At 73.2% G+C, this 22,750-nt stretch carries 19 protein-coding genes and 1 pseudogene; 13 read left to right on the top strand and 7 right to left on the bottom strand.

Going from position 1 to position 22,750, the window contains the following annotated elements; genetic code table 11:
• A complete protein-coding gene (locus RM445_RS08215; RefSeq protein WP_311555532.1) occupies nucleotides 1–1,461 on the bottom strand; it encodes an MFS transporter in 1,461 nt (486 codons plus the stop codon).
• A gap of 97 nt (nucleotides 1,462–1,558) precedes the next feature.
• Here RM445_RS08215 and RM445_RS08210 point away from each other — a divergent pair, with 97 nt between their 5' ends.
• On the top strand, nucleotides 1,559–2,179 hold the full coding sequence (locus RM445_RS08210) for a cyclodeaminase/cyclohydrolase family protein (protein ID WP_311555531.1): 621 nt from the start codon (nucleotides 1,559–1,561) through the stop codon (nucleotides 2,177–2,179).
• Nucleotides 2,176–3,039, top strand: coding sequence for a bifunctional 5,10-methylenetetrahydrofolate dehydrogenase/5,10-methenyltetrahydrofolate cyclohydrolase (locus RM445_RS08205; RefSeq protein WP_311555530.1), 864 nt, complete (start codon nucleotides 2,176–2,178; stop codon nucleotides 3,037–3,039). Before RM445_RS08210 ends, RM445_RS08205 begins: the two co-directional genes overlap by 4 nt.
• A gap of 20 nt (nucleotides 3,040–3,059) precedes the next feature.
• Here RM445_RS08205 and RM445_RS08200 read toward each other — a convergent pair whose 3' ends face one another.
• Together RM445_RS08200 and RM445_RS08195 are read right to left on the bottom strand one after the other, a co-directional pair.
• On the bottom strand, nucleotides 3,060–4,199 hold the full coding sequence (locus RM445_RS08200) for a polysaccharide lyase family 7 protein (RefSeq protein ID WP_311555529.1): 1,140 nt from the start codon (nucleotides 4,197–4,199) through the stop codon (nucleotides 3,060–3,062).
• Between the two features lie 289 nt (nucleotides 4,200–4,488).
• Nucleotides 4,489–5,103, bottom strand: a complete 615-nt coding sequence (locus RM445_RS08195; RefSeq protein ID WP_311555528.1) for a helix-turn-helix domain-containing protein — start codon at nucleotides 5,101–5,103, stop codon at nucleotides 4,489–4,491.
• Nucleotides 5,104–5,212: 109 nt separating this feature from the next.
• Between RM445_RS08195 and RM445_RS08190 the strand changes: the two genes are divergently transcribed.
• Nucleotides 5,213–6,037: a DMT family transporter gene (locus RM445_RS08190; protein WP_311555527.1), complete on the top strand. Its 825-nt coding sequence runs from the start codon at nucleotides 5,213–5,215 to the stop codon at nucleotides 6,035–6,037.
• 33 nt (nucleotides 6,038–6,070) lie between these two features.
• On the opposite strand, the gene RM445_RS08185 is transcribed toward RM445_RS08190, so the two are convergent.
• Entirely contained in the window at nucleotides 6,071–7,660 is a 1,590-nt protein-coding gene (locus RM445_RS08185) for a dolichyl-phosphate-mannose--protein mannosyltransferase (RefSeq protein ID WP_397469262.1), read from the bottom strand.
• An 82-nt stretch (nucleotides 7,661–7,742) separates the two neighbouring features.
• Between RM445_RS08185 and rsmI the strand changes: the two genes are divergently transcribed.
• Nucleotides 7,743–8,618, top strand: coding sequence for a 16S rRNA (cytidine(1402)-2'-O)-methyltransferase (rsmI, locus tag RM445_RS08180; RefSeq protein ID WP_311555526.1), 876 nt, complete (start codon nucleotides 7,743–7,745; stop codon nucleotides 8,616–8,618).
• A 77-nt stretch (nucleotides 8,619–8,695) separates the two neighbouring features.
• Here the strand turns inward: rsmI and RM445_RS08175 are convergent, their stop codons facing one another.
• From RM445_RS08175 to RM445_RS08165, 3 genes are read right to left on the bottom strand one after another with little or no spacing between them, the layout of a single operon-like run.
• The gene (locus tag RM445_RS08175; RefSeq protein ID WP_311555525.1) at nucleotides 8,696–9,892 is read right to left on the bottom strand and encodes a cation:proton antiporter; all 1,197 of its coding nucleotides are present in this window, start codon (nucleotides 9,890–9,892) and stop codon (nucleotides 8,696–8,698) included.
• Nucleotides 9,893–9,896: 4 nt separating this feature from the next.
• The gene (locus RM445_RS08170; RefSeq protein WP_311555524.1) at nucleotides 9,897–10,379 is read right to left on the bottom strand and encodes a cation:proton antiporter regulatory subunit; all 483 of its coding nucleotides are present in this window, start codon (nucleotides 10,377–10,379) and stop codon (nucleotides 9,897–9,899) included.
• Nucleotides 10,380–10,430: 51 nt separating this feature from the next.
• On the bottom strand, nucleotides 10,431–10,841 hold the full coding sequence (locus RM445_RS08165; protein ID WP_311555523.1) for a CoA-binding protein: 411 nt from the start codon (nucleotides 10,839–10,841) through the stop codon (nucleotides 10,431–10,433).
• A 53-nt stretch (nucleotides 10,842–10,894) separates the two neighbouring features.
• On the opposite strand from RM445_RS08165, the gene metG reads away from it, so the two are divergent.
• From metG to RM445_RS08120, 9 genes and pseudogenes are all read left to right on the top strand, one after another.
• Nucleotides 10,895–12,700: a methionine--tRNA ligase gene (gene metG / locus RM445_RS08160; RefSeq protein ID WP_311555522.1), complete on the top strand. Its 1,806-nt coding sequence runs from the start codon at nucleotides 10,895–10,897 to the stop codon at nucleotides 12,698–12,700.
• Between the two features lie 17 nt (nucleotides 12,701–12,717).
• Nucleotides 12,718–13,602, top strand: coding sequence for a TatD family hydrolase (locus tag RM445_RS08155; RefSeq protein WP_397469261.1), 885 nt, complete (start codon nucleotides 12,718–12,720; stop codon nucleotides 13,600–13,602).
• Between the two features lie 199 nt (nucleotides 13,603–13,801).
• Entirely contained in the window at nucleotides 13,802–15,205 is a 1,404-nt protein-coding gene (locus RM445_RS08150; RefSeq protein WP_311555521.1) for a transglycosylase family protein, read from the top strand.
• A gap of 228 nt (nucleotides 15,206–15,433) precedes the next feature.
• Complete coding sequence (rsmA, locus tag RM445_RS08145; protein WP_397469260.1) at nucleotides 15,434–16,276, top strand: 16S rRNA (adenine(1518)-N(6)/adenine(1519)-N(6))-dimethyltransferase RsmA; 843 nt, start codon at nucleotides 15,434–15,436, stop codon at nucleotides 16,274–16,276.
• 134 nt (nucleotides 16,277–16,410) lie between these two features.
• Entirely contained in the window at nucleotides 16,411–17,883 is a 1,473-nt protein-coding gene (locus RM445_RS08140) for a DHA2 family efflux MFS transporter permease subunit (protein WP_311555520.1), read from the top strand.
• Between the two features lie 35 nt (nucleotides 17,884–17,918).
• On the top strand, nucleotides 17,919–18,887 hold the full coding sequence (locus RM445_RS08135; protein WP_311555519.1) for a 4-(cytidine 5'-diphospho)-2-C-methyl-D-erythritol kinase: 969 nt from the start codon (nucleotides 17,919–17,921) through the stop codon (nucleotides 18,885–18,887).
• Entirely contained in the window at nucleotides 18,887–20,692 is a 1,806-nt protein-coding gene (locus RM445_RS08130; RefSeq protein WP_311555518.1) for an ABC-F family ATP-binding cassette domain-containing protein, read from the top strand. The genes RM445_RS08135 and RM445_RS08130 overlap by 1 nt, the downstream gene beginning before the upstream one ends.
• A gap of 224 nt (nucleotides 20,693–20,916) precedes the next feature.
• Nucleotides 20,917–21,875: pseudogene (locus tag RM445_RS08125) on the top strand (ATP-binding cassette domain-containing protein).
• Between the two features lie 68 nt (nucleotides 21,876–21,943).
• Nucleotides 21,944–22,690 carry an ABC transporter permease gene (locus tag RM445_RS08120; RefSeq protein WP_311555517.1) on the top strand — a complete coding sequence of 249 codons (747 nt, stop codon included), beginning with the start codon at nucleotides 21,944–21,946 and terminating at the stop codon, nucleotides 22,688–22,690.
• Nucleotides 22,691–22,750: the final 60 nt, after the last annotated feature.

The raw sequence follows: 22,750 nt of genomic DNA, 5'->3' as shown, positions 1-22,750 counted from the left end.
TCAGGCCGAGGCGGTCTCCGCGCCGGTCGGCTCCGCCTTCTTCTCCTCGACCTGTGCGCGCACCTTCGGCATCAGCAGGCCGGCTACCACTGTCAGCAGGGCCGCCACCAGCACCCCGAAGAACACCGCGGCACCGGATGCCGTCGCGGCCGTCGGGTCGGTCTCCGGACGTCCGGATGCTGCGACGACGCCGTTCGCGACCGCGCCCAGCACCGCCGCACCCACCGCGCTGCCCAGCGACCGGGCGAACATGTTCGTGCCGGTCGCGACGCCGCGCTCGTCCCACCCGACGCTGGCCTGGGCGGCAATCAGCGACGGAGTCGCGACGAGGCCCATACCCAGACCCGTCACGAAGCAGGTGACGGCCACGATCGCCACCGAGGGCCGGTGTGCGAGCAGCGCGAGCGCCCCGGTTCCGGCGACGACGAGCCCGAGCCCGATGAGGACGGTCGGTCGGAAGCCGAGCCGCAGGTAGAACAGTCGACCGGAGACGCTGGCGGCCAGCGGCCAGCCGAGCGTGAGCGCGGCGAGCGCCAGCCCCGCGACAAGCGGCGACACGCCGAGCGCGTTCTCCAGGTAGGTGGGCACGTAGGAGGCCAGCCCGATGAGCATCACGCCGATGCCCAGCGCCAGGAAGGTCGTCGTCGCGAGGAGGCGGCGGCTGAACACCCACAGCGGGAGGATCGGCTCGACGGCGCGGCGCTCGGCGAACACGAACGCGACGAGCAGGGTGGCCCCGCCGGCGAACACCGCGATGCTGACGGCCGAGCCCCACGCCCAGGCCTGTCCGCCCTCGAGGACGCCGAGGAGGAGCAGCGACATGCCGCTCGTGAGAAGCACGGCGCCGAGGTAGTCGATGTGCTGCTCGCGGCGCTGCACGGTCTCGCGGAAGTTCCGCAGGATGAGCACGCCGGCCAGCAGGCACACGGGCACGTTGACGAGGAAGATCCAGCGCCACAGCCCCAGCTGTGAGAAGACGCCGCCGAGCGTGGGCCCGACGACGGACGAGACCGCCCAGACGCTCGCGATGTAGCCCTGGGCAGCGGCGCGCTCGGCCACGGAGTAGATGTCACCGGCGATGGTGATCGCCATCGGCTGGACGGCGCCGGCGCCGAGGCCCTGCACGGCGCGGAAGGCGATGAGGGCGGGCATGCTCCAGGCCAGGCCGCACAGCACGCTCCCGACGAGGAACAACCCGATCCCCAGCAGCATGATCGGTTTGCGTCCGACGACGTCCGCGAGCTTCGCGTACACGGGCACCGACACGGCCTGGGCCAGCAGGTACACCGAGAACAGCCAGGGGAACTGCGCGAAGCCGCCGACGTCGCGGACGATCGATGGCACCGCGGTGGCGAGGATCGTCGCGTCGATGGCGATGAGGCCGGTGGACACCATGAGCGCGAGCAGGATGGGGCCGCGCTCGGAGCGCAGGCCGACAGCGGCGCGGGACGACGGACTCACCTGTTGGGCAAGCCGTTCGAGGGACGGCGCATTCCCGCGGGCCGGCGACGGCGGGCGGTCGACGGGACGTCGGGCACGTGGTCGATAGGCTTGCGTCATGTTCGACGCACGCATGTCCGACTGGCTCGGCCAGCTGGCGGAACGCACTCCCGCTCCTGGTGGGGGCGCGGTGGCGGCGCTGTGCGCGGCATCCGCCGCCGCATTGCTGGAGATGGTCGCCAACTACACCACCGGCAACAAGTGGGCCGACCGCGAAGAGGCGATGAAGGCGATCGTCACCGAGGCCGCCGAACTGCGGGCCCGCGCGGCGCAGCTGGCCGTCGACGACGCCGCGGCGTTCGGGGCCGTCGGCGAGGCGTACGGGCTGCCGAAGGCGACCGACGAGGAGAAGGCGGCCCGCAGCGCGGCGATCCAGGACGCGACGCTCGGCGCCGCCGAGCCGCCGATCCAGGTCGGCCGGGTGGCGATGCGGATCGTGGCGATCGCCGACGAGATGGTCGAGCCGGCCAACCCGAACGTCCTGTCCGACGTGGGCGTCGCCGCGGCCACGGCGCGCGCCGCCCTGAGCGGCAGCATCACGAACATCGCCGTGAACGCTGCCTTCCTGACCGACGACGACGCCGCGCGCGGTCTGCTGGACCGGGTCGGCGAGCTGGAACGGGCCATGAAGCAGGCGGACGACGTCGCCGCCCGCATTGTCGAGAGGCTGAAGAAGTGACCCGACCGCAGACCACCCAGCTGCTCGAGGGAAAGAAGTCGGCCGCCGCGATCCGCGAGGAGGCGGCCGCGATGGTGCAGGAGCTCCGCGCGGCGGGCACCGTTCCCGGTCTGGCGCTCGTGCTCGCGACGGCGGACGAGTCGGCCGCCTGGTACACCCGCGCGATCGCGCGTGCGGGGGAGAAGGTCGGCATCGACGTGCGGGTCGAGCGGCTGGCCGACGACGCCTCGGCCGACGTCGTGAGATCGGCGCTGCAGCGGCTGTCGGCCGACGACACCGTGCACGGGATCATCCTGCAGACGCCGCTGCCGCCGGGCGTCGACGGCGTCGAGGTCGCCATCGCGATCGCGCCGGAGAAGGACGTCGACGGGGGGAACCCCGTCAGCATCGGACGGCTGACGGCAGGTCTGCCCGCCTTCGCGCCCGCGACCGCGGCCGGGGTGATGCGGATCCTCGACGACCACGGGGTCGAGCTGGCGGGCAGGCGGGTGGTCGTCGTCGGCCGGAGCCTGGTCGTCGGCAAGCCCGCGGCGATGCTGCTGCTGGCGCGCGACGCGACCGTCACGATCTGCCACTCGCGAACCCGTGACCTGGCGGCGCGCACAAGCGAGGCGGAGGTTCTCGTCGCGGCGGTGGGCCGGCCGCGGATGATCGGAGCCGAGCACGTCGGCGCGGGCGCCGTGGTGATCGACGTCGGGACCACTCCGGACGAAGACGGCAACCTCGTCGGCGACGTCGACGCGGAGGCCGTCACGGGTCACGCGGGTGCGCTGACGCCGGTGCCGGGTGGCGTCGGGCCGGTGACCACGGCGCTGCTGCTGCTCAACACCGTCACGGCGGCGGCCCGGGCGGCCGGCTGACCCGGCCGCCCGCCGCGGTTTCAGGCGTCGTCGGAGCCGGACCCGCCGGAGTGCGAGATGTCCGCCTTATAGACGACGACCTCGCCGGCTGAGCCGCTGCCCTCGCCCTTACTGGCGTTCGACTGCACGTACGCGCCGACCTTCCAGTACCAGCCCGATCCGGACAGCGGGAGCTCGGCCTTCTTCTGGCCGTTGTAGAGCACGTCCACCTTGCCGTTCGCGGCGACGATCTTCGTGTCGAACGGTGTGCCGAGCTTGTAGTCCGGGTCGAGGACGGCCTCGGATCCACCGTCGTTGTACTGCACCATCAGCGTCTTGCCCTCGAGCCGGATCTGCATGACGTCGTCCTCGGCGTCGTGGATCTGGACGCCGACGACCTCGGGCTTCGAGTCGGGCAGCTTGGTGAACGCCTCGCGGACCTCGAGGACGTGCGTGCCCGCGGTGTTCGACCAGGAGGCCTTCTCGCTGCCGTTCATCTCCCGCAGTTCGGAGCGGGGGTAGTGGCTGTTCTTGGTGGTGACGCCGTCGGCGCCGGCGTGGAAGACGATCCCGTCGCGCTTCCCGGTGAGATTGAAGAACTTGGAGTGGTAGGTCGCGAGGTTCGAGCCCTCGACGGTGTCCGGGCTGCCCTCCTTGCCGGTGGGCAGGGTCAGGTACCACTCGTTCGTGTCGATCAGCTCGCCCGGGGACTTCAGCGCGGCGCGCCCCGACTCGGGGGCGATGCGCGACCGGGGGGCGGTCGCGACGTCGGAGTCGCCCTGCGCATCCCGCTTCTCCGCGAGGCGCTTGCCCTCCTCGTTCGCCTGGCGGACGGTGTCGGCCAGCGCGCTGGTGTCGAGCACCGGCGACGGAGGCGCAACGGTCGGCTGAGTCGTGGGCTCGGGCGTGGCGTCGTCCTGTGCGTCCGCTGCTGTGTCCGCGGCCGGCGCCTGCCTGCCGTCGGCGGCGAGACCGATCGACGCGAGGTCGTCGTCCGCGTTGTCGCTGACGAACGGGATCCGGTCGACCGCGACGGCGGCACCGGCGACGGACAGCGCGCCGCCGACCACCGCGGCGACCGCGATGCCCCGGCGCACGGGGGAGGAGCTCGCCAGCACGTGTGCGCCGCCCTCGTCCCGCAGAGCGTGCCGGGTGGCCCGCTGCGGGAGGGTGTGGCGCACGTGACGGCCTTGAAGGAGCGAATGCCGAGCCACGTACCCTGCCTTCCGAAGCCACGGGCCGGTTGGACGTCCGGCGTCGGGGTTCGCCGGGCGGGTGGGGAGTCCCGCTGTCCGGTTCCGCGACCGGTCCTTCTGGCCTCGAGAAGGAATCTAGCGGCAGGTTCACCCCGGGTTGCCTGCGTTCCGGCGAGGGGGAAGATCCGCGCGGCGAGCGGTGGAACCACTGCCGCTCAGGGGATCGGGCGGCGTAGAACGGGGCGACGAGCGGTCGTCCGGCGACGTCCGGGCGTCACTCCGGCGACGCGGGGGCGATGCTCGTGGGCGGAACCAGGCCTGCGTCGCCGGGCTGCAGCACCACCATCGTGAACCGCACCGGGCCGGTGCCCACGCAGCCGTAGCGGTGCGGGGCGTGGGCCTCGAACATCACCGTGTCGCCCTCCGCGAGCTCCAGTTCGGTGCTGCCGGCGCGCAGGTTGAGGTGGCCCGTCAGCACGGAGAGGACCTCCACCGTGCCCATCGGGTGCGCCTCCCCGTCGAAGGAGTCGCCGGGCTGCAGCGACCAGTCCCAGAGCTCGACGACGTCGGGCGGATCGGTGCCGATGCGGAACACCGCGGTGCTGCCCGCCGGACTGGTCCAGAGCGGTGCGGCCTGCTCGGCACGGCGGACGACGGCGCGGGGAGCCGCGTCGCCGTCGACGAGCGAGCCGACCCCGACCCGCAGCGCCGAGGCGAGGTTGCAGAGGGTGGCGATGCTCGGGTTGCCGCGCGCGGTCTCGATCTGGATGACGGTGCCCCGGCTGAGACCGGCGGCGGAGGCGAGCGCGTCGATGGTCATCCGGCGTTGCTGGCGCAGTGCGCGGACATTGCGGCCGACGGCCGCGGCGACGTCGTCGGAGGACTGCACAAGGACAGTGTGCCGTACTTCGCGGTCTACTGTGTTGCACTGCTCGGCAACATGGTCGTAACGTGCGGCGCACTGTCCTGCTCCGTCCATTCCGCTGCACGAGGTTCTGATGTCCGTCCCCTTCGCCCTGTCCTCGGCCGTCGCCTACGGCTTCGGCGACTTCGCAGGCGGTCTGGCCGCCCGCAGGAGCCCGGTGCTGCGCGTCACGGCCGTCGCGCAGATCGCCGGGCTGGTCGCGCTGCTCCCGGCGGCGTTCCTGGTGCCGGGGCACATCTCGGCGGCTGCGCTCGGTCTCGGGGCGATCGCCGGCGTGGGCGGGATGAGCGGGCTGCTGCTCTACATGCGCGGGCTGGCGGTGGGGCCGATGGGTGTCGTCGCCCCGCTCTCGGCGGTCGTCGGTGCCGGGCTGCCGCTCGTCGCCGGGGTGCTCGGGGGAGAGCGGCCGGGCGTGGTGGGCTGGCTGGCGCTGGGCGTCGCCCTCGTCGCGATCGCGCTCGCGAGCGCGGGCAGCCGCGGTGACGCCGCGGCCGGTGCAGGACTGGTCTACGGACTGGGCGCAGGCGTCGGCTTCGGGCTGTTCTTCGTCGCGCTCGATCTCACCCCCGACGGCTCGGGGCTGTGGCCGCTGGTCGCCGGTCGCGTCGTCTCGGTGGCGCTGCTCGCCGTCGCGCTCCTGAGCCCGGCGCGCCGGGGCCCGCTGCACGGACTGCGGCTGATGCTGCTCTGCGGCGTGCTCGACACCGCGGCCAACGTGCTGTTCCTGCTGGCCACGCGCACGGGCACGCTGAGCGTCAGCGGGGTGCTGGTGTCGCTCTACCCGGTGGTCGTGGTGCTGCTGGCGCGGTTCGTGCTGCGTGAGCGGCTGAGCGGGCTGCAGCTCACGGGTGTGGGGCTGGCGCTCACGGCGAGCGCGCTGCTCGCATCAGCGACCTGATCCGGCGCGTCGTGGCCGGATCGGTCACAGCAGTTACGGACGCCACGACGGAAGCCACAGCTGCGCGTCCCAGGCGTCCGGGGTGATCGGGACGCCGACGAGGATCGGCCACAGGTAGGCGAAGTTCGCCACCGCGAGGCCGACCCACAGGCCCACCACCAGCAGTCCCGTCTGCCGGCGCTCCCACGGTGCCTCGCTCCGGCCGAGGATCTCGCCCATCACCAGCGTCGTGGCGAGCACCAGGAACGGCGCGACCGGCGCCATGTAGAAGAAGTACATCTGGCGGTCGATGTTGGCCAGCCACGGCAGGATGCCCGCGCCGTAGCCGACGAGGACGGCGCCGTAGCGCCAGTCGGACCGGATTACGGCCCGCCACAGGCTCCACGCAAGCACCGGGATCGCCGGCCACCAGAGCGCGGGGGTGCCGATCAGCATGACGGCGCTGACGCAGTCGCCGGTCCCGCAGCCTTTGACCTTGTCGCCCGAGGCGTAGTAGTAGAGCATCGGCCGCAGGCCCATCGGCCACGTCCACGGCTTGGACTCCCACGGATGCTGCCCGCTGACCTGGGTGGTGAGCCCGGCGTGGAAGTCGAGGACGTGCGCGCTGTAGAACCACAGCGAGCGCAGAGCATCGGGCAGGAAGGCCCACGGGCCGTCCGGACCGACGCCGTTCGCGCCCCGGTCGTACCCGACGACGTTGCGGTCGATGCCCGTCTCGCTGCGGAACCAGCCCCACCACGATCCGACGTAGACGAGCACCGGCAGCAGGGCCAGCACCCAGACGGCGGGCGCGAGATCGCGCACGATCGTCCCCACCCACGGGCGGCGCACGCCGGCGGCCCGCCGCGCCGTGGCGTCGAAGACGAGCGTGAGCACGGCGAACGCGGCGAGCCAGTAGACGCCCGACCACTTCACCGCGCAGCCCAGCCCGAGCAGCACCCCGGTCGCGAACCGCCACCAGCGCACGCCGAGCCGGGGGCCGTAGGGGGAGTCGTCGATCCGGCCCTCGGCCAGCACGACGGCCAGGCGGGCGCGGACGTCGTCGCGGTCGCAGATCAGCGTGGCGAAGGCGGCGAGGGTGAACAGGGCCGCGAAGACGTCGAGCATGCCCATGCGCGACTGGACGTGGGAGAGCCCGTCGCAGATCAGAAGCACGCCGGCGACGGCCCCGAGCAGCGTGGAACGGGTGAGCCTGCGGGCGACGCGGATGACGAGCAGCACCATGATCGTCCCGGACAGCGCCGCCGCCGCGCGCCAGCCCCAGCCGTTGTAGCCGAGCAGGAGCTCGCCGATCGCGATCAGCTGCTTGCCCAGCGGAGGATGGACCACCAGCTCGTAGCCGGGGTTGTCCTCGACCCCGCCGTTACGCAGCATCTGCCACGCCTGCGGGACGTAGTGCTTCTCGTCGAAGACGGGCGTGCCGCCGTCGGTGGGCCGGTTCAGCCCGATGAACCGCACGATCCCGGCGATCACCGTGAGCACCCAGGTGACGATCCAGCCGCGGAGCTGATCCGTCGGCGGCGGGGGACCCAGCCGGAGGCGGGGCGGGGCCGGCGGCTGCGGCTGCGGAGCCCCCGGACCCAGCGGCGGGACCTCGGGGACGGTGTCGCGCTCGTCGACCACGCCGGTGCGGACGCCGAGGTCGACGGGCTGCACGCCGACGACGGTGCTCTCCCCCACGGAGGCGATCGTAGGCTCTCCCACCATGGACGATGCTCCGGACAGTGACTTCCGGGATCGGGGCGTGCCCGGCGGCCTCGTCCTCGCGGCGACCCCGCTCGGCGATTCCCGCGACGCCTCGCCCCGTCTGTGCGAGGCGCTCGCGACGGCTGACGTGGTCGCCGCGGAAGACACCAGGCGGCTGCGGTCGCTCGCGGCGGCGCTGGGGGTGACGGTCCACGGGCGGGTGGTCAGCCACTACGACGCGGTCGAGGTCGCGCGGATGCCCCGGCTGCTCGCCGACGTGCGGGCCGGGCGGACGGTGCTGGTGGTGACGGACGCGGGCATGCCCGCGGTCTCGGACCCGGGCTACCGGCTGGTCGCCGCGGCCGCCGCCGAAGGGCTGCCGGTGACCTGCCTGCCCGGACCGTCGGCGGTGACCACGGCGCTGGTGCTCTCCGGGCTGCCGGTCGAGCGTTTCTGCTTCGAGGGGTTCGCGCCGCGCCGCGACGGCGAGCGGCGGCGATGGCTCGCGACGCTGGTCGCCGAGCCCCGGGCGGTCGTCTTCTTCGAGTCGCCGCACCGGCTGGCCGACACGCTCGCCGCGGCGCTGGACGTGCTCGGGCCGTCCCGGGAAGCCGCCGTGTGCCGGGAGCTGACCAAGAAGTACGAGGAGGTCCGGCGCGGGACGCTCGCGGTGCTGGCGGCCGGCGCGGTGGACGACCCGGTGCGCGGCGAGGTCACGGTGGTGCTCGCGGGGGCGGGCCCGGTCGTCGCGCCGCCCGTGGAGTCGCTGGTGGACGCGGTGCAGGAGCGGGTGGCGGCGGGGGAGCGGCTGAAGGACGCCGCCGCGGCGGTGGCGGAGGCGGCGGGGGTGCCGAAGCGGGAGCTGTACAACGCTGCGCTCGCGGCCAGGGACTGAGCGGCCGGGATGTAGCGAAAGCGGCTTTCGGTGCATTGAGTGCACCCAACGCCGCTTTCGCTACATCCGGCCCGCGGCTACGAACCGGGCGACGGCGCCGGCGCCCGCGTCGGGACCTTGCTCCGCACCCACCGCGTCACCGGCTCCACCACCCGGGCCGCTATCGGCCCGAGCACCGCCATGAGCAGCACGTACGCCGTCGCGAGTGCCGCGAGCTCGTTCGGCACGGCCGCGTACGACACCGCCAGGCCGGCGATGACGATCGAGAACTCGCCGCGCGCGATCAGCGCCGCCCCGGTGCGGGCCCGGCCGAGCGGGGCGATGCCCTGCCACTGCGCCGCCCACCAGCCCGTGGCGAACTTGGTCACCGTGGTCGCGAGCGCCAGGACGATCGCCCAGCCCAGCACGGGTGGGATCGACCGCGGGTCGGTGTTCAGCCCGAACACCACGAAGAACACCGCCGCGAACAGGTCGCGCAGCGGCTCCAGCAGCTTGGTGGCGTTCTCCGCGGTCGACCCGGAGATCGCGATGCCCAGCAGGAACGCCCCGACCGCCGCCGAGACCTGCAGCGCCGAGGCGAACCCGGCGACGAGCAGGGCGGCGCCGAGCACCTTGAGCAGGAAGACCTCGCGGTCCGGGCTGTCGACGACCATGGAGACGTAGCGGCCGTACCGCAGCGCCACCACGAGCACCACCGAGACGACGACGAGCGAGATCGCGACGGCCTCCAGCCCGCCGAAGAACGACACCCCGATCAGCAGCGCGGTGAGGATCGGCAGGTAGACGGCCATCGCGAGGTCCTCGAACACGAGGATGGAGAGGATCACCGGGGTCTCCCGGTTGCCCAGGCGGCCCAGGTCGGACAGCACCTTCGCGACGATGCCCGACGACGAGATGTAGGTGACGCCGGCCATCACCATCGCGCCGACCGGACCCCAGCCCAGGATCAGCGCCACGGCGACCCCGGGCGCGGCGTTGAGCAGGATGTCGAGCAGGCCGGCCGTCCAGGAACGGCGGAGCCCGGTGATCAGCTCGGCCGCGGAGTACTCCAGCCCGAGCAGGAGGAGCAGCAGCACGACGCCGACCTCGCCCGCCAGCGACGTGAAGTCGCCGATGTCGCCCAGCGGCACCAGGCCGCCGCTGCCGAAGCACAGGCCGCCGATCAGGTAGAGCGGGATGGGGGACAGCCCGATGCGGCCGGCGAGGCGGCCGAGGAGGCCCAGCCCGAAGAAGACGGCGCCGAGCTCGATCAGTTCGAGCGCGGTGTGGCTCATCGGTTCAGCCGCTGCGGAGGATCTTGGCGGCGGCGTCGAGACCTTCGGTCGTGCCGACGACGATGAGCAGGTCGCCCGCGGTCAGGGTGAAGGCAGGAGTGGGCGAGGGGTGCACGTGCCCGGCGCGCATCACGGCGACGATCGACACCTTGGTGCGGGTGCGCATCGCGGTGTCGCCCAGCCGCCGGCCGTCGAAGGGCGACCCGGGGGCGACGGACAGCCGCCCGGTGCGCACTCCGGGCAGGTCGCGCTGCTCCTCGCTGAGCTGCGCGACCAGTTGCGGTGCGCCCAGCAGGTTCGCCAGCGCCCCGGCCTCGTCGACCGACAGCGGCAGCTCGGCGAGCGTGGAGTCCGGGTCGTCGGTCTTGGACAGGATCAGCGACAGCTTGCCGTCGCGAGTGGTGACGACCCCGATGCGGCGGCCGTCGCGCAGGGCGAAGTCCTTCCGGACCCCGATCCCCGGCAGTGGGGTGACCTCGACGTTCACCCCACCACCGTAGGTGATGCGCCCGGAATGCCCGGTCAGCCGTGGCGTCCGCTACAGCCCCAGGCGGGGCCACTCGATCGCCGGGCAGCGGTCCATCACCATCGTCCGGTCCGCCGCGCGCACGCGGGCCGCCGCCGCCTCGTCGATCACGCCGAGCTGGAACCACACGCCGCGCGCCCTCGTGAGCAGCGCCTGGTCGGCGATCTCGCCCGCCCGCCGCGAGTTGACGAAGACGTCGACGACGTCGACCTCGAACGGGATGTCCGCGAGCGTCGCGTAGCCGGTCTCCCCGTGCACGGTCTCGGCGCGCGGGTGCACGGGCACGATGCGTTTGCCGACCGACTGCAGGAACCGGGCCACGCCGTACGCCGGCCGGAAGGTGTTGCCCGAGAGCCCGACCACGGCCCACGTGTGCGTGTCGGTCAGCAGGCGCCGGATCTCGGCAGTGCCGTCGGAGTCCATGCCCTCATGGTGCCCCGAAATGGCATTCCCACGCTGAGCCTAGGCTGGGTGACATGAGTTCCCGCGTGCTGACCGCCGTGGCGTGGCCCTACGCCAACGGCCCGCGGCACATCGGCCACGTCTCCGGCTTCGGTGTGCCCTCCGACGTCTTCTCCCGCTACCGGCGGATGGCGGGCGACGCGGTGCTCATGGTCTCCGGCACGGACGAGCACGGCACCCCGGTCCAGGTGCAGGCCGACGCGGAGGGGCTCACCCCGCGCGAGCTCGCCGACAAGTACAACCGCGTGATCGTCGACGACCTGCAGGGCCTCGGGCTGGGCTACGACCTGTTCACCCGCACCACCACGAGCAACCACTACGAGGTCGTCCAGCAGCTCTTCCTCGCGCTGCACCGCAACGGCTACGTGTTCACGCGCACCGCGATGGGCGCGATCAGCCCGTCGACGGGGCGCACGCTGCCCGACCGCTACGTCGAGGGCACCTGCCCGATCTGCGGCTACGACGGCGCGCGGGGCGACCAGTGCGACAACTGCGGCAACCAGCTCGACCCGGCCGACCTGATCAACCCTCGCTCGAAGATCAACGGCGAGGTGCCGGTGTTCGTCGAGACCGAGCACTTCTTCCTCGACCTGCCGGCGTTCGCGAACTCGCTCGGCTCGTGGCTGTCCACCCGGACGGACTGGCGGCCGAATGTGCTCAAGTTCGCCACGAACCTCGTCGACGACCTCAAGCCGCGCGCGATCACCCGCGACCTCGACTGGGGCGTGCCGCTCCCGCTCGACGGCTGGCGCGACCAGCCGATGAAGCGGCTCTACGTCTGGTTCGACGCCGTGATCGGCTACCTCTCGGCGTCGGTCGAGTGGGCCCGCCGCGGGCCGGACCCGGACGCCTGGAAGCAGTGGTGGACGGACCCGGACGCCCGTGGCTACTACTTCATGGGCAAGGACAACATCGTCTTCCACTCCGTGATCTGGCCCGCGCTGCTGCTGGGTCAGAACGGGGCGGGCGACAAGGGCGGCACGCCGGGCGCGTTCGGCACGCTGAACCTGCCTGACGAGATCGTGTCGTCGGAGTTCCTCACGATGAGCGGATCGAAGTTCTCCACGAGCCGCGGCACCGTGATCTACGTGACCGACTTCCTGAAGGAGTTCGGGCCGGACGCGTTGCGCTACTTCATCTCCGTGGCCGGCCCGGAGAACCAGGACACCGACTTCACCTGGGACGAGTTCGTCCGCCGCACCAACTTCGAGCTGGCCAACGAGTGGGGCAACCTCGTCAACCGGTCGATCTCGATGGCGCACAGAGGAGTGGGCTCCGTGCCGAAGCCGACGGCGCCGACGGAGGCCGACGCGGCGCTGCTGGCGACGTCGCAGGCGGCGTTCGACACCGTCGGCGGCCTGCTGGCGCGCAGCAAGTTCAAGCAGGCGATCAGCGAGGCGATGCGGGTGGTGACCGCGGCGAACCGCTACCTCAGCGACCAGGAGCCCTGGAAGCGCAAGGACGACCCGGACCGCCGCGACACGATCCTGCACACCGCGCTGCAGGTGGTCCAGGACGCGAACACGCTGCTCACCCCGTTCCTGCCGCACTCCGCGCAGAAGGTGCACGAGGCGCTGGGCAGCGGTGGCGTGTGGGCGGCGCAGCCGGAGATCCGGGAGGTCGACGACCTCGGCAGCCCAGGAATCCCACGGGGCCCGGCGTACCCGGTGCTGATGGGCGACTACGCGGGGGAGCAGGCGCGCTGGGCGTCGACGCCGGTGGAGGTCGGCCGACCGCTGGTCAAGCCCACGCCGATCTTCCCGAAGCTGGACCCGGAGCTGGGGGAGACGGGTCCCGACTGGGCCCCGATCGCCCGGTGAGCGTTCGCTGGGTGCCCGTGACCGGGCCGTACGGGCGGCGGGCCCGGCCGGAGCCGCCTGAACCCCTGGGCGTGCCGACCGTCGACGGGCACACGCATCTCGACGCCTGCGGCTGCGTCGACGCCGCGGACGTCGTCGCCGCGCTGGACCGGGCGTGCGCGGTCGGCGTGACCCGCGTCGTCACCGTCGCCGACGACCTCGCGAGTGCCCGCTGGGTGGTCGAGGCCGCGCACTGGGACGACCGCGTCGCCGCCGCCGTCGCCCTGCACCCGACCCGCACCGCCTCGTTCACCGAAGCCGACCGCGCCGAGATCGAGCGGCTCGCCGCCGACCCGCGGGTGGTCGCCGTCGGCGAGACCGGCCTGGACCACTACTGGGACCACAGCCCCTGGGACGCCCAGGAGCGCGCCTTCCGCTGGCACATCGACCTCGCCAAGCGCCTGGGTAAGCCGCTGATGGTCCACGACCGCGATGCGCACGACGCCGTCCTGCGCGTCCTGGACGAGGAGGGCGCCCCCGCGGCTGTCGTCTTCCACTGCTTCTCGGGCGACGCCGCGATGGCCCGGACCTGCGTCGACGCCGGATACATGCTGTCGTTCGCCGGGCCCGTCACCTTCAAGAACGCGGCCGGGCTGCGCGAGGCGGCAGCTCTGGTGCCCGACGGGCAGCTGCTCGTCGAGACCGACGCCCCGTTCCTCACCCCGCACCCGCATCGCGGCCGGGCGAACGAGCCTTACTGCCTGCCATGGACGGTCCGCGGGTTGGCCCACGTCCGGGGGGTCTCTGCCGAACGGGTCGCCGACAGCGCCCGGCGGACCGCGGAGGCGGTGTTCGGTCTCGAGGCCCTGCCGCCGGTCGCGGAAGCGCCGTCGCCGGGCGCCGGAGCCGCGCGCTCGACGTGACCGCCCCGCCGTTCGGCGATCACGGCGTGTCGCAATTCGCGTCGGATTGTCACTGGCCGTTACCGTTCTGTCATCGCCAAGCCGGGGTGGAGTCGCTCCCCAGCAGAACGGGAACGGTGGTCGGGGCGCTCCCCGGTCGTACGGCTCCGGCCACCGTGCCCGCGCTTCTGCCCCGGACCCGACGAGGTCTGGATGCCACGTGGTCGACGTCTCCCCGCGCAGCCGCCGTAGAGCGGCACCCGCGCGTGCGAGGCGTGCGCCGGTCGAACCACCGGCCGGCCTGTCGGGCGACGATCTCCTGGGCAGCGAGGGCAGCGATCTCCTGGGTGACGTCCTGCCGGGAGACGATCTCCTGGGAGACCTCGAGGACCTCGACGACTTCCTCACCGGGCCGATCCCGGTCGTTCCGGACGTCGACGACCCGCCCACCGAGTGTTTCGCGGCCGTCCCGGCTGTCGACCCCGCGCCGCCGGCCCCGGCTCGGCGCGGGCGCACCCTCGTCCGCGCGGTGGTCGTCGCGATGCTCGTGAGCCTGGTCGCCGGCACGGCGACGGCCGTGGCGGCGGACAAGACGGTGGTCGTGACCGTCGAGGGCCGCGACCGCGTGGTGCACACCTTCGCCGCCGACGTCGCCGGAGCACTCGCCTCGGCCGGCATCGCGGTGACGCCGCAAGACCGCGTCGAGCCCGCTCCGGGCACCGAGCTGGCCGACGGCGACCACGTGATCTTCGCGAGGGCGCGGCCGCTGACCCTGGTCGAGGGCTCGTCCGAGCGCAGGATCTGGACCACCGCTGCGTCGGTCGACGAGGCCCTGCGCGGAGTCGGTGTCGACGCCGAGCCGATCCAGATGTCGACGGCACCGAACACGGCGATCCCGCCCGGCGGTCTCGCGGTGGAGCTGCGGATCCCGCGGGCGCTCTCGTTCGTCGACGGCACCGGCGCCCCCGAGGCCGTGACGACCATGGCGGGCACGGTCGGCGCGCTGCTCACCGAGCGAGGTGTGACGCTGGGCGTCGACGACGTCTCCGTGCCGTCGGGCGACACCCCGTTGACCGACGGGATGACCGTGCAGGTGGTGCGCAACGGTGTCGGCGAGGTCGTCGAGGTCCATCGGATCGCGCCGCCGGAGGAGACCGTGGAAGACCCCGAGCTGCCCCGCGGGCGGCGCGAGATCGTCGAGAAGGGCCGACCGGGTGAGCAGACCGTGGTGATGCGGGTGCACGTGCAGAACGGCGAGGAGGTCCGCCGCGAGCAGGTGCGCGCCGGAGGGACGACGCCGCCGCGCAAGCGGGTGGTGCGGGTCGGGACGAACGACGACGTGCCGCCCGCAGCCGTGGCGCCGTCGGCGGGCCCGGGGTCGTGGGACGCGCTCGCCCGCTGCGAGGCGGGTGGGAACTGGGCCACGAACACCGGCAACGGCTACTACGGCGGGCTGCAGTTCGACCGGCAGACCTGGCTCGCGTACGACGGCGACCAGTACGCGCCGCTGCCGCACCAGGCCGGGCGCGACGCCCAGATCGCCGTGGCGTCGCGCGTCCGTGACGACCGCGGCGGCTACGGCTCGTGGCCCGCCTGTGCCCGCAAGCTCGGACTGCCGACCTGATGGGCCGGAACTGTCCGACCGCGACGGCGCCTCCGCCCACCCCGTGCAGCGTCCGGGTTCCGACGACGGCACGATCGGTGGGTGAGTGATGCATCGGCCCGGAGCGCCGTGGCCTCCGACGCGACGGGGAGAGCGGGTGCCGGTCCCGGTGGGGCCGCGTCCGAAGCGTCCCCCGACGGCGCCACGCCCCCCGACCCGGCCGTCGCGGGCACTCTGAACGAGCCACCCGTGGCCCGGCTGCTCGGGCCCGCCGAGGTGCGGGCACTTGCCGAGGAGCTGGGCGTGCGCCCGACCAAGCGGCTCGGGCAGAACTTCGTGCACGACGCCAACACCGTGCGCCGCATCGTGCGCGCCGCCGACCTGACGCCCGACGACGTCGTGCTGGAGGTCGGCCCCGGGCTCGGCTCGCTGACGCTCGGCCTGCTGGAGGCCGCCGCAGCGGTGTGCGCGGTGGAGATCGATCCGGTGCTGGCCGGGCGGCTGCCTGCCACGGTGGCCGAACGGGCGCCCGCGCTGGCCGACCGGCTGAGCGTCGTCACCGCCGACGCGCTGCGGGTGCGGGCCGCGGGCCTCCCCGTCGAGCCGACCGCGCTGGTCGCGAACCTGCCCTACAACGTCGGTGTACCGGTGGTGCTGCACCTGCTCGCCGAGCTGCCGTCGCTGCGGCGGGGGCTGGTGATGGTGCAGGCCGAGGTCGCCGAGCGGCTGGCCGCGGGGCCGGGCAGCCGGGCGTACGGCGTGCCGAGCGCGAAGCTGGCGTGGTTCGCGGCGGCGCGGCGGGCGGGACCGGTGCCGCGGGCGGTGTTCTGGCCGGTGCCGAACGTCGACTCGGGCCTGCTGGCGTTCACCCGGCACGACCCGCCGCCGGGGAGCCGTACCGAGGTCTTCGCGGTCGTGGACGCTGCGTTCGCGCAGCGGCGCAAGGTTCTCCGGTCCGCACTGGCGGGATGGGCGGGCTCGCCGGCCGCCGCGGAGGACGCGCTGCGCGCCGCGGGGATCGACCCGACGGCGCGTGCCGAGCGCCTCGAGATCACCGACTTCGCCCGCCTCGCGGCGCACCGCCCCGGCTGAGCCGGCCACGCATGTAGCGAAAGCGGCTTTCGGTGCGTTCAGTGCACCCAACGCCGCTTTCGCTACGAACGGGCGGCCCGGGGAGGCCGCTGGTCGGCGCGCGGAGCGACCGGAGCGGGGCCTACTGTCGAGCGGTGACGACGCGAGAGGTCTCGAATCCCTGGCCCGCCATGTGGGCTCTGGTGCTCGGGTTCTTCATGATTCTCGTCGACTCGACGATCGTGTCGATCGCCACTCCGGCGATCATGGCGGCGTTCGGCTCGGATGTCGACGCCGTCGTCTGGGTCACCAGCGCCTACCTGCTCGCCTACGCGGTGCCGCTGCTCATCACCGGACGGCTCGGCGACCGGTTCGGTCCCAAGCGCATGTACCTGATCGGCCTCGCCGTCTTCACCGTCGCCTCCCTGTGGTGCGGGCTCACTGGCTCCATCAGCGGGCTGATCGTCGCGCGGGTCGTGCAGGGGCTCGGGGCGTCGATGCTGTCGCCGCAGACCATGGCCGTGATCACCCGCACGTTCCCGCCGCACGAGCGCGGGCGCGCGATGAGCCTGTGGGGCGCGGTTGCCGGCGTCGCGGTGCTCGTCGGACCGATCGTCGGCGGTCTGCTGGTCGACGGGCTGGGCTGGCAGTGGATCTTCTTCGTCAACGTCCCGGTGGGCGTCGTCGGGTTCGTGCTCGCCGCCCGCCTGGTGCCGGCGCTGTCGACGGCGGTCCGCCGGTTCGACCCGATCGGCGTGGCGCTCAGCGCCGTCGGGATGTTCCTGCTGGTGTTCGGCATCCAGGAGGGCCAGGCCTTCGCCTGGGGCCCCGTCGCGTGGGGGCTCATCGGCGGCGGCATCGCGGTGCTGGCCCTGTTCCTCGCCTGGCAGACCCGCGCACCGGAGCCGCTGATCCCGCTGAGTCTCTTCCGCGACCGCAACTTCACCCTCGCCAACGTCGCCATCACCGCGCTCGGCCTGTCGGTCACCGCGCAGGCCTTCCCGATCACGCTCTACGCGCAGGGCGTGCGCGGGCTGAGCCCGACCGGTGCGGCGCTGCTCCTGGCCCCGTCGGCGATCATCTCGACGGTCCTCGCGCCGTACGTCGGGCGGTTGACCGACCGCGCGCACCCGCGTTGGATCGCCGCGTTCGGCCTGTCGTGCTTCGCCGTCGGCCTGCTCTGGCTCGCCGCGGTGATGCGTCCCGAGACGCCGACCTGGCAGCTGCTGCTGCCGATCGCACTCATGGGTGTCGGCAGCGGGTTCATGTGGGCCCCGATCGGCACCGCGGCGACGCGCAACCTGCCGATGGACCGGGCCGGCGCGGGCGCGGGTGTCTACAACACCACACGACAGGTCGGCGCGGTGCTCGGCAGCGCGGGCATCGCCGCGCTGATGGCGACGCGGCTGTCGGCAGTCCTGCCGGCAGGCAGCTCGGGGAGCGTCGAGGCGGGCGTCGCGCAGCTCCCACCCGCGCTCCACGAGGCGTTCTCCACGGCGATGGCGCAGGCGCTCCTCCTGCCGGCCGGCGTGCTGCTGATCGGGATCGCGGCGGTGCTCGGGTTCGCGTTGCCCCGCCATCTCGTCCGCACGCGGACGCCCGAGCCCGCCGGAGCGGCCACCGAGTGAGCAGGGCCCGACAGCCACGCACGTAGGCTGGTCGGGTGTTGTCCGCCGTTCCCCAACCGGTCACCGTGCGTGTCCCGGCCAAGATCAATCTGCATCTGGCCGTCGGACCGCTGCGGAGCGACGGCTTCCACGACCTCTCGACGGTCTTCCACGCGGTCAGTCTTTTCGACGAGGTGACGGTCGCGGCGGCCGACCATCCGGGCGTCGAGGTGCACGGTGAGGGCGCCGGTGAGGTGCCGACGGACGGCACGAACCTCGCCTGGCGGGCCGTCGAGCTGGTGGCCGCACACGCGGAGCGTGATCCCGACGTGCGGGTGGTGCTCCGCAAGGGCATCCCCGTCGCCGGGGGGATGGCCGGCGGTAGCGCTGACGCCGCGGGTGCGCTCGTCGGCCTCTCGGCGCTGTGGAAGCTCGACCTGACCCGCGACGAGCTGGCCCGGATGGCCGCGGAACTCGGCAGCGACGTCACCTTCGCCCTGCACGGCGGCACCGCGCTGGGCACCGGGCGCGGGGAGACGATCGTCCCGGTGCTGTCCCGGCACCCGCAGCACTGGGTGATCGCCCTGCACCGCGGCGGTCTCGCCACGAGCGCCGTCTACGGCGAGCTGGACCGGCTGCGCCGCGAGCTCGGCAACAGGGGGGCACGTTCCCCGGAGCGGCACGTCGAGCCGGTGCTCGAGGCCGTCGCGGGAGGCGACCCGCGCCAGCTCGCGCTCTGTCTGGCCAACGACCTGCAGGCGGCGGCGGTGAGCATGGCGCCGGAGCTCCGCCGGACCCTCCGGGCCGGGGTCGAGGCCGGCGCGCTTGCGGGGATCGTCTCGGGTTCCGGCCCGACCTGCGCGTTCCTGTGTGCCGACGCCGACAGCGCGATCGACGTCGCGGCCCAGCTCGCCGGGGTCGGGGTGTGCCGCACGGTCCGGGTGGTGCACGGGCCGGTGCCCGGCGCCCGGCTGGTCGACCCGAACGAGCCCCCGCCCGCCTCGCGGCCGCCGGTGCACGCCTGATGGCCGCGTTGAAGAGATCTGGGGCACAGAACCTCGTCAACCTCGAGTCGGTCACCGCGCACGTCCCCGGCGACGCGTCGCGGGTGCTGCTCGACGCGGTCTCGCTCGGCGTGGAGCGCGGGGAGCGGATCGGCGTCGTCGGCCTGAACGGCGGCGGCAAGACCACGCTGCTCGACATCCTCGCGGGCCGTCGCGAGCCGCAGGGCGGCCGGGTCAGCCGGGTCGGCGGGCTGAACATGTCCCACCTCGCGCAGGGCGACGCGCTGCCCGCGGGGGCACGGGTCCGCGACGTCGTGCTGTCCCGGTACGGCGCCGTGCACGAGTGGGCGGCCGATCCGAAGGTCCGCGACGTGCTCGACGGGCTGGGGCTGCACGACCTGGACCGCAGCGTTGACGGCTTGTCCGGCGGGGAGAAGCGCCGCGTCGCCCTCGCCGCTACCCTGATCGGCGACCCCGACCTCGTCGTGCTGGACGAGCCGACGAACCATCTGGACGTCGAGGGGATCGGCTGGCTGGCGCAGCACCTGATCTCCCGCCGCTGCGCGGTCGTGGTCGTGACCCACGACCGGTGGTTCCTCGACGCCGTGTGCTCCCGGACGTGGGAGGTCGCGGGCGGGCGCGTCGAGAGCTACCTCGGTGGCTACGCCGACTGGGTCTACGCCCGGGCGGAGCGCTCCCGGCAGTCCGATGCGGCCGAGGCGCGCCGCCGGAACCTCGCACGCAAGGAGCTGGCCTGGCTGCGCCGGGGCCCGCCTGCGCGCACGTCCAAGCCGCGTTACCGGATCGAGGCGGCGGAGGAGCTGATCGCGGACGTCCCGCCGCCGCGCAACACCGTCGAGCTGCTCGGCTTCGCCACGAACCGGCTCGGGAAGACCGTGCTGGAGCTGGAGGACGCGACCGTCGAGATCGCGGGCCGCGTGCTGCTCGACGACGTGACGTGGCGGCTCGGGCCGGGCGACCGGATCGGGATCGTCGGGATCAACGGCTCCGGCAAGACGACGCTGCTGCGGTCCCTCACGGGCGAGCGCCCGCTCGACTCGGGACGTCGGGTCCAGGGAACGACGGTGCAGCTCGCGCAGCTCACGCAGGAGCTGGTCGACCTGCCGAAGGACATGCGCGTGCTGGAGGCGACCGAGTCCGTCGCCAAGTTCGTGCGGCTCGGGAAGTTGGAGCTGACGGCGTCGTCGGTGCTGGAGCGGCTCGGGTTCCCCGCGTCGCGGCAGTGGACACCGGTCGGGCAGCTCTCCGGCGGCGAGCGGCGCCGGCTGCAGCTCACGCGGCTGCTCATGGCCGAGCCGAACGTGCTGCTGCTCGACGAGCCGACGAACGACCTCGACGTCGACACCCTCGCGCACCTGGAAGACCTGCTCGACGGTTGGCCGGGCACGCTCATCGTGGTCAGCCACGACCGGTACCTGGTGGAACGGGTGTGCGACACGGTCGTCGCGCTGTTCGGCGACGGCCGGATCACGCACCTGCCGGGCGGGATCGACGAGTACCTGGCACGGCGCGCGGCGGCCGGTGATCCGATCGCGTCGACGGCGTCCCAGGCTCCGCCCGCCACGCCGCGCACGTCCGGGCTCTCCGCGGCCGAGCAGCGTTCGGCCCGCAAGGATGCGCAGCGGCTGGAGCGCCGGATGGAGACGCTCTCGGCGCGCGAGGACAAGCTGCACGCGCAGCTCGCCGAGGCCGCGACGGAGCCGGCGCGGCTGCTGGCGCTCGACGCGGAGCTGCGGGCGGTGGTGGCGGAACGCGAGCAGGTGGAGCTCGACTGGCTCGCCGCGGCCGAACTCGCCGAGTCCTAACCCGCGAGTCGGCACGTTCGTCACCGCGAGTCGGCACGTTCGACAGCGCGAGTCGGCACGTTCGACGGGCTGAGTTCGCGGCTCTGACACCGCACGGGAGGACCTGAACCGGCAACTCAGGCTGTCAAAGGTGCCGACTCGCGGGAGAGGGTCACCGGCGGACCTTGTCAGCGGGGTCAGCGCGCGGTCAGCGTTCTGTCAGGCCCCCGGTGCAGTCTCGCCGCATGAACTCCGTCATCCAGGTCGAGGGCCTGGGCAAGACCTTCGGCGCGACCCGCGCGCTCGACGGTGTGGATCTCGCCGTCCGTCGCGGCACCGTGCTCGGCCTGCTCGGGCCGAACGGCTCGGGCAAGACCACCACCGTGCGCGTGCTCGCCACGCTGCTGCGGCCGGACTCGGGCCGCGCCCGCGTGCTGGGCCACGACGTCGTCGCCGAACCGGAAGCGGTGCGCTCCCGGATCGGGCTGACCGGGCAGTACGCGGCCGTCGACGAGGCGCTATCCGGCACGGACAATCTCGTGCTCGTCGCCCGGCTGCTGGACCTGTCACGCCGCGAGGCGCGCAGGCGCGCCGTCGAGCTTATCGAGCGGTTCGGCCTCGCCAACGCCGCAGGACGGCGGGTCCGTACCTACTCCGGCGGCATGCGGCGGCGTCTGGACCTCGCCGTGAGTCTCGTCGGGCGGCCAGACGTGCTGTTCCTCGACGAGCCCACCACCGGGCTGGACCCCCGCCACCGCAACGAGGTCTGGGACGAGGTCCGTGAGTTGGCTGCCGACGGCACCACCGTGCTGTTGACCACCCAGTACCTCGAGGAGGCCGAGCAGCTCGCCGACGACCTCGTCGTGCTCGACCACGGCCGGGTCATCGCGGCCGGCACGCCGGCTGCGCTCAAGGCCGAGGTCGGCGGGCAGCGCCTGCACGTGCGCCCCTGCGGCCGGCGGACCTCCCGGCCGTCATGGCGTCGGTCGCCGACCTCGTGTTCCCGGACGCACCCGCCGTCGACGCCACAGGGGAGCTGACGGCGGCCGCTCCCGAACCCGGGGTTCTGCTGCGCGTCGCGGAACGGCTCGACGCCGCCGGGCTGCCCGTCGCCGAGCTCGGCCTGCGGCTGCCGTCGCTGGACGACGTGTTCCTGACCCTGACCGGCCGACCCGCCGACGCCCCCGAGGAGGAGGCCGCATGACCACCGTCATGACATCCCGACCGACCGCGCCCACGCCTGTGCCATCGCGACGGGTTCGGGTGCCGGCCGTGCTGCGGCACTCGGCCACGCTCGCGTGGCGGGGCCTCACGAAGACCGTCCATTCCACCGAGGCGCTGCTCGACGTCACCCTCCAGCCGGTGATCTTCCTGCTGCTGTTCGTCTACGTCTTCGGCGGCGCGATCTCCGGCGACACCGGCACCTACCTGCAGTACGCGCTGCCCGGAGTGCTCGTGCAGACCGTCATCTTCGCCTCGGCGGTACCGGCACGGGGCTTGCGGACGACCTCAAGACCGGCATCTTCGACCGCTTCCGCAGCCTGCCGATCTCCCGGACCGCGCCGCTGCTCGGCGCCATCGGCGGACCTCGTCCGCTACGTCACGTCCGGCGTGATCATGCTGGCGTTCGGGTTCCTGCTCGGCTTCCGCGCGAGCGGCGGTGTGCTCGGGATCCTGGGTGCGCTCGGGCTGGTGACCGTCTTCGCGTTCGCCCTGTGCTGGGTGTTCACCGCTCTCGCGATGGTGGTGCGCGAACCTCGCTCCGTCCAGGGGATCGGAGCGCTGGTCATCCTGCCGCTTTCCTTCGGCAGCAACGTCTTCGTGCCCACCGCGATGTTGCCCGGCTGGTTGCAGGCGTTCGTCGAGGTGAACCCGGTCTCCAAGGTCGCCGACGCGGCACGCGGACTGCTCACCGGCGGCGCCGTGGCGGCTCCGACGACGGCGGCGCTGCTGGCCAGCGCGGTGGTGGTCGCGGTCTTCGGGCCACTCGCGGTGACGCTGTACCGGAAGCGCACCTGATCCCGATCGTGATCGATCCGTGACGGGACAGTGGTGCCAGCAGGGGTTACCGGTCAGTAG

This window comes from Pseudonocardia charpentierae (assembly GCF_031845345.1).
Lineage (GTDB): Bacteria > Actinomycetota > Actinomycetes > Mycobacteriales > Pseudonocardiaceae > Pseudonocardia > Pseudonocardia charpentierae.
Note: the sequence above shows the minus strand (reverse complement) of the source record. Positions and strands in the feature narration are given on the sequence as shown.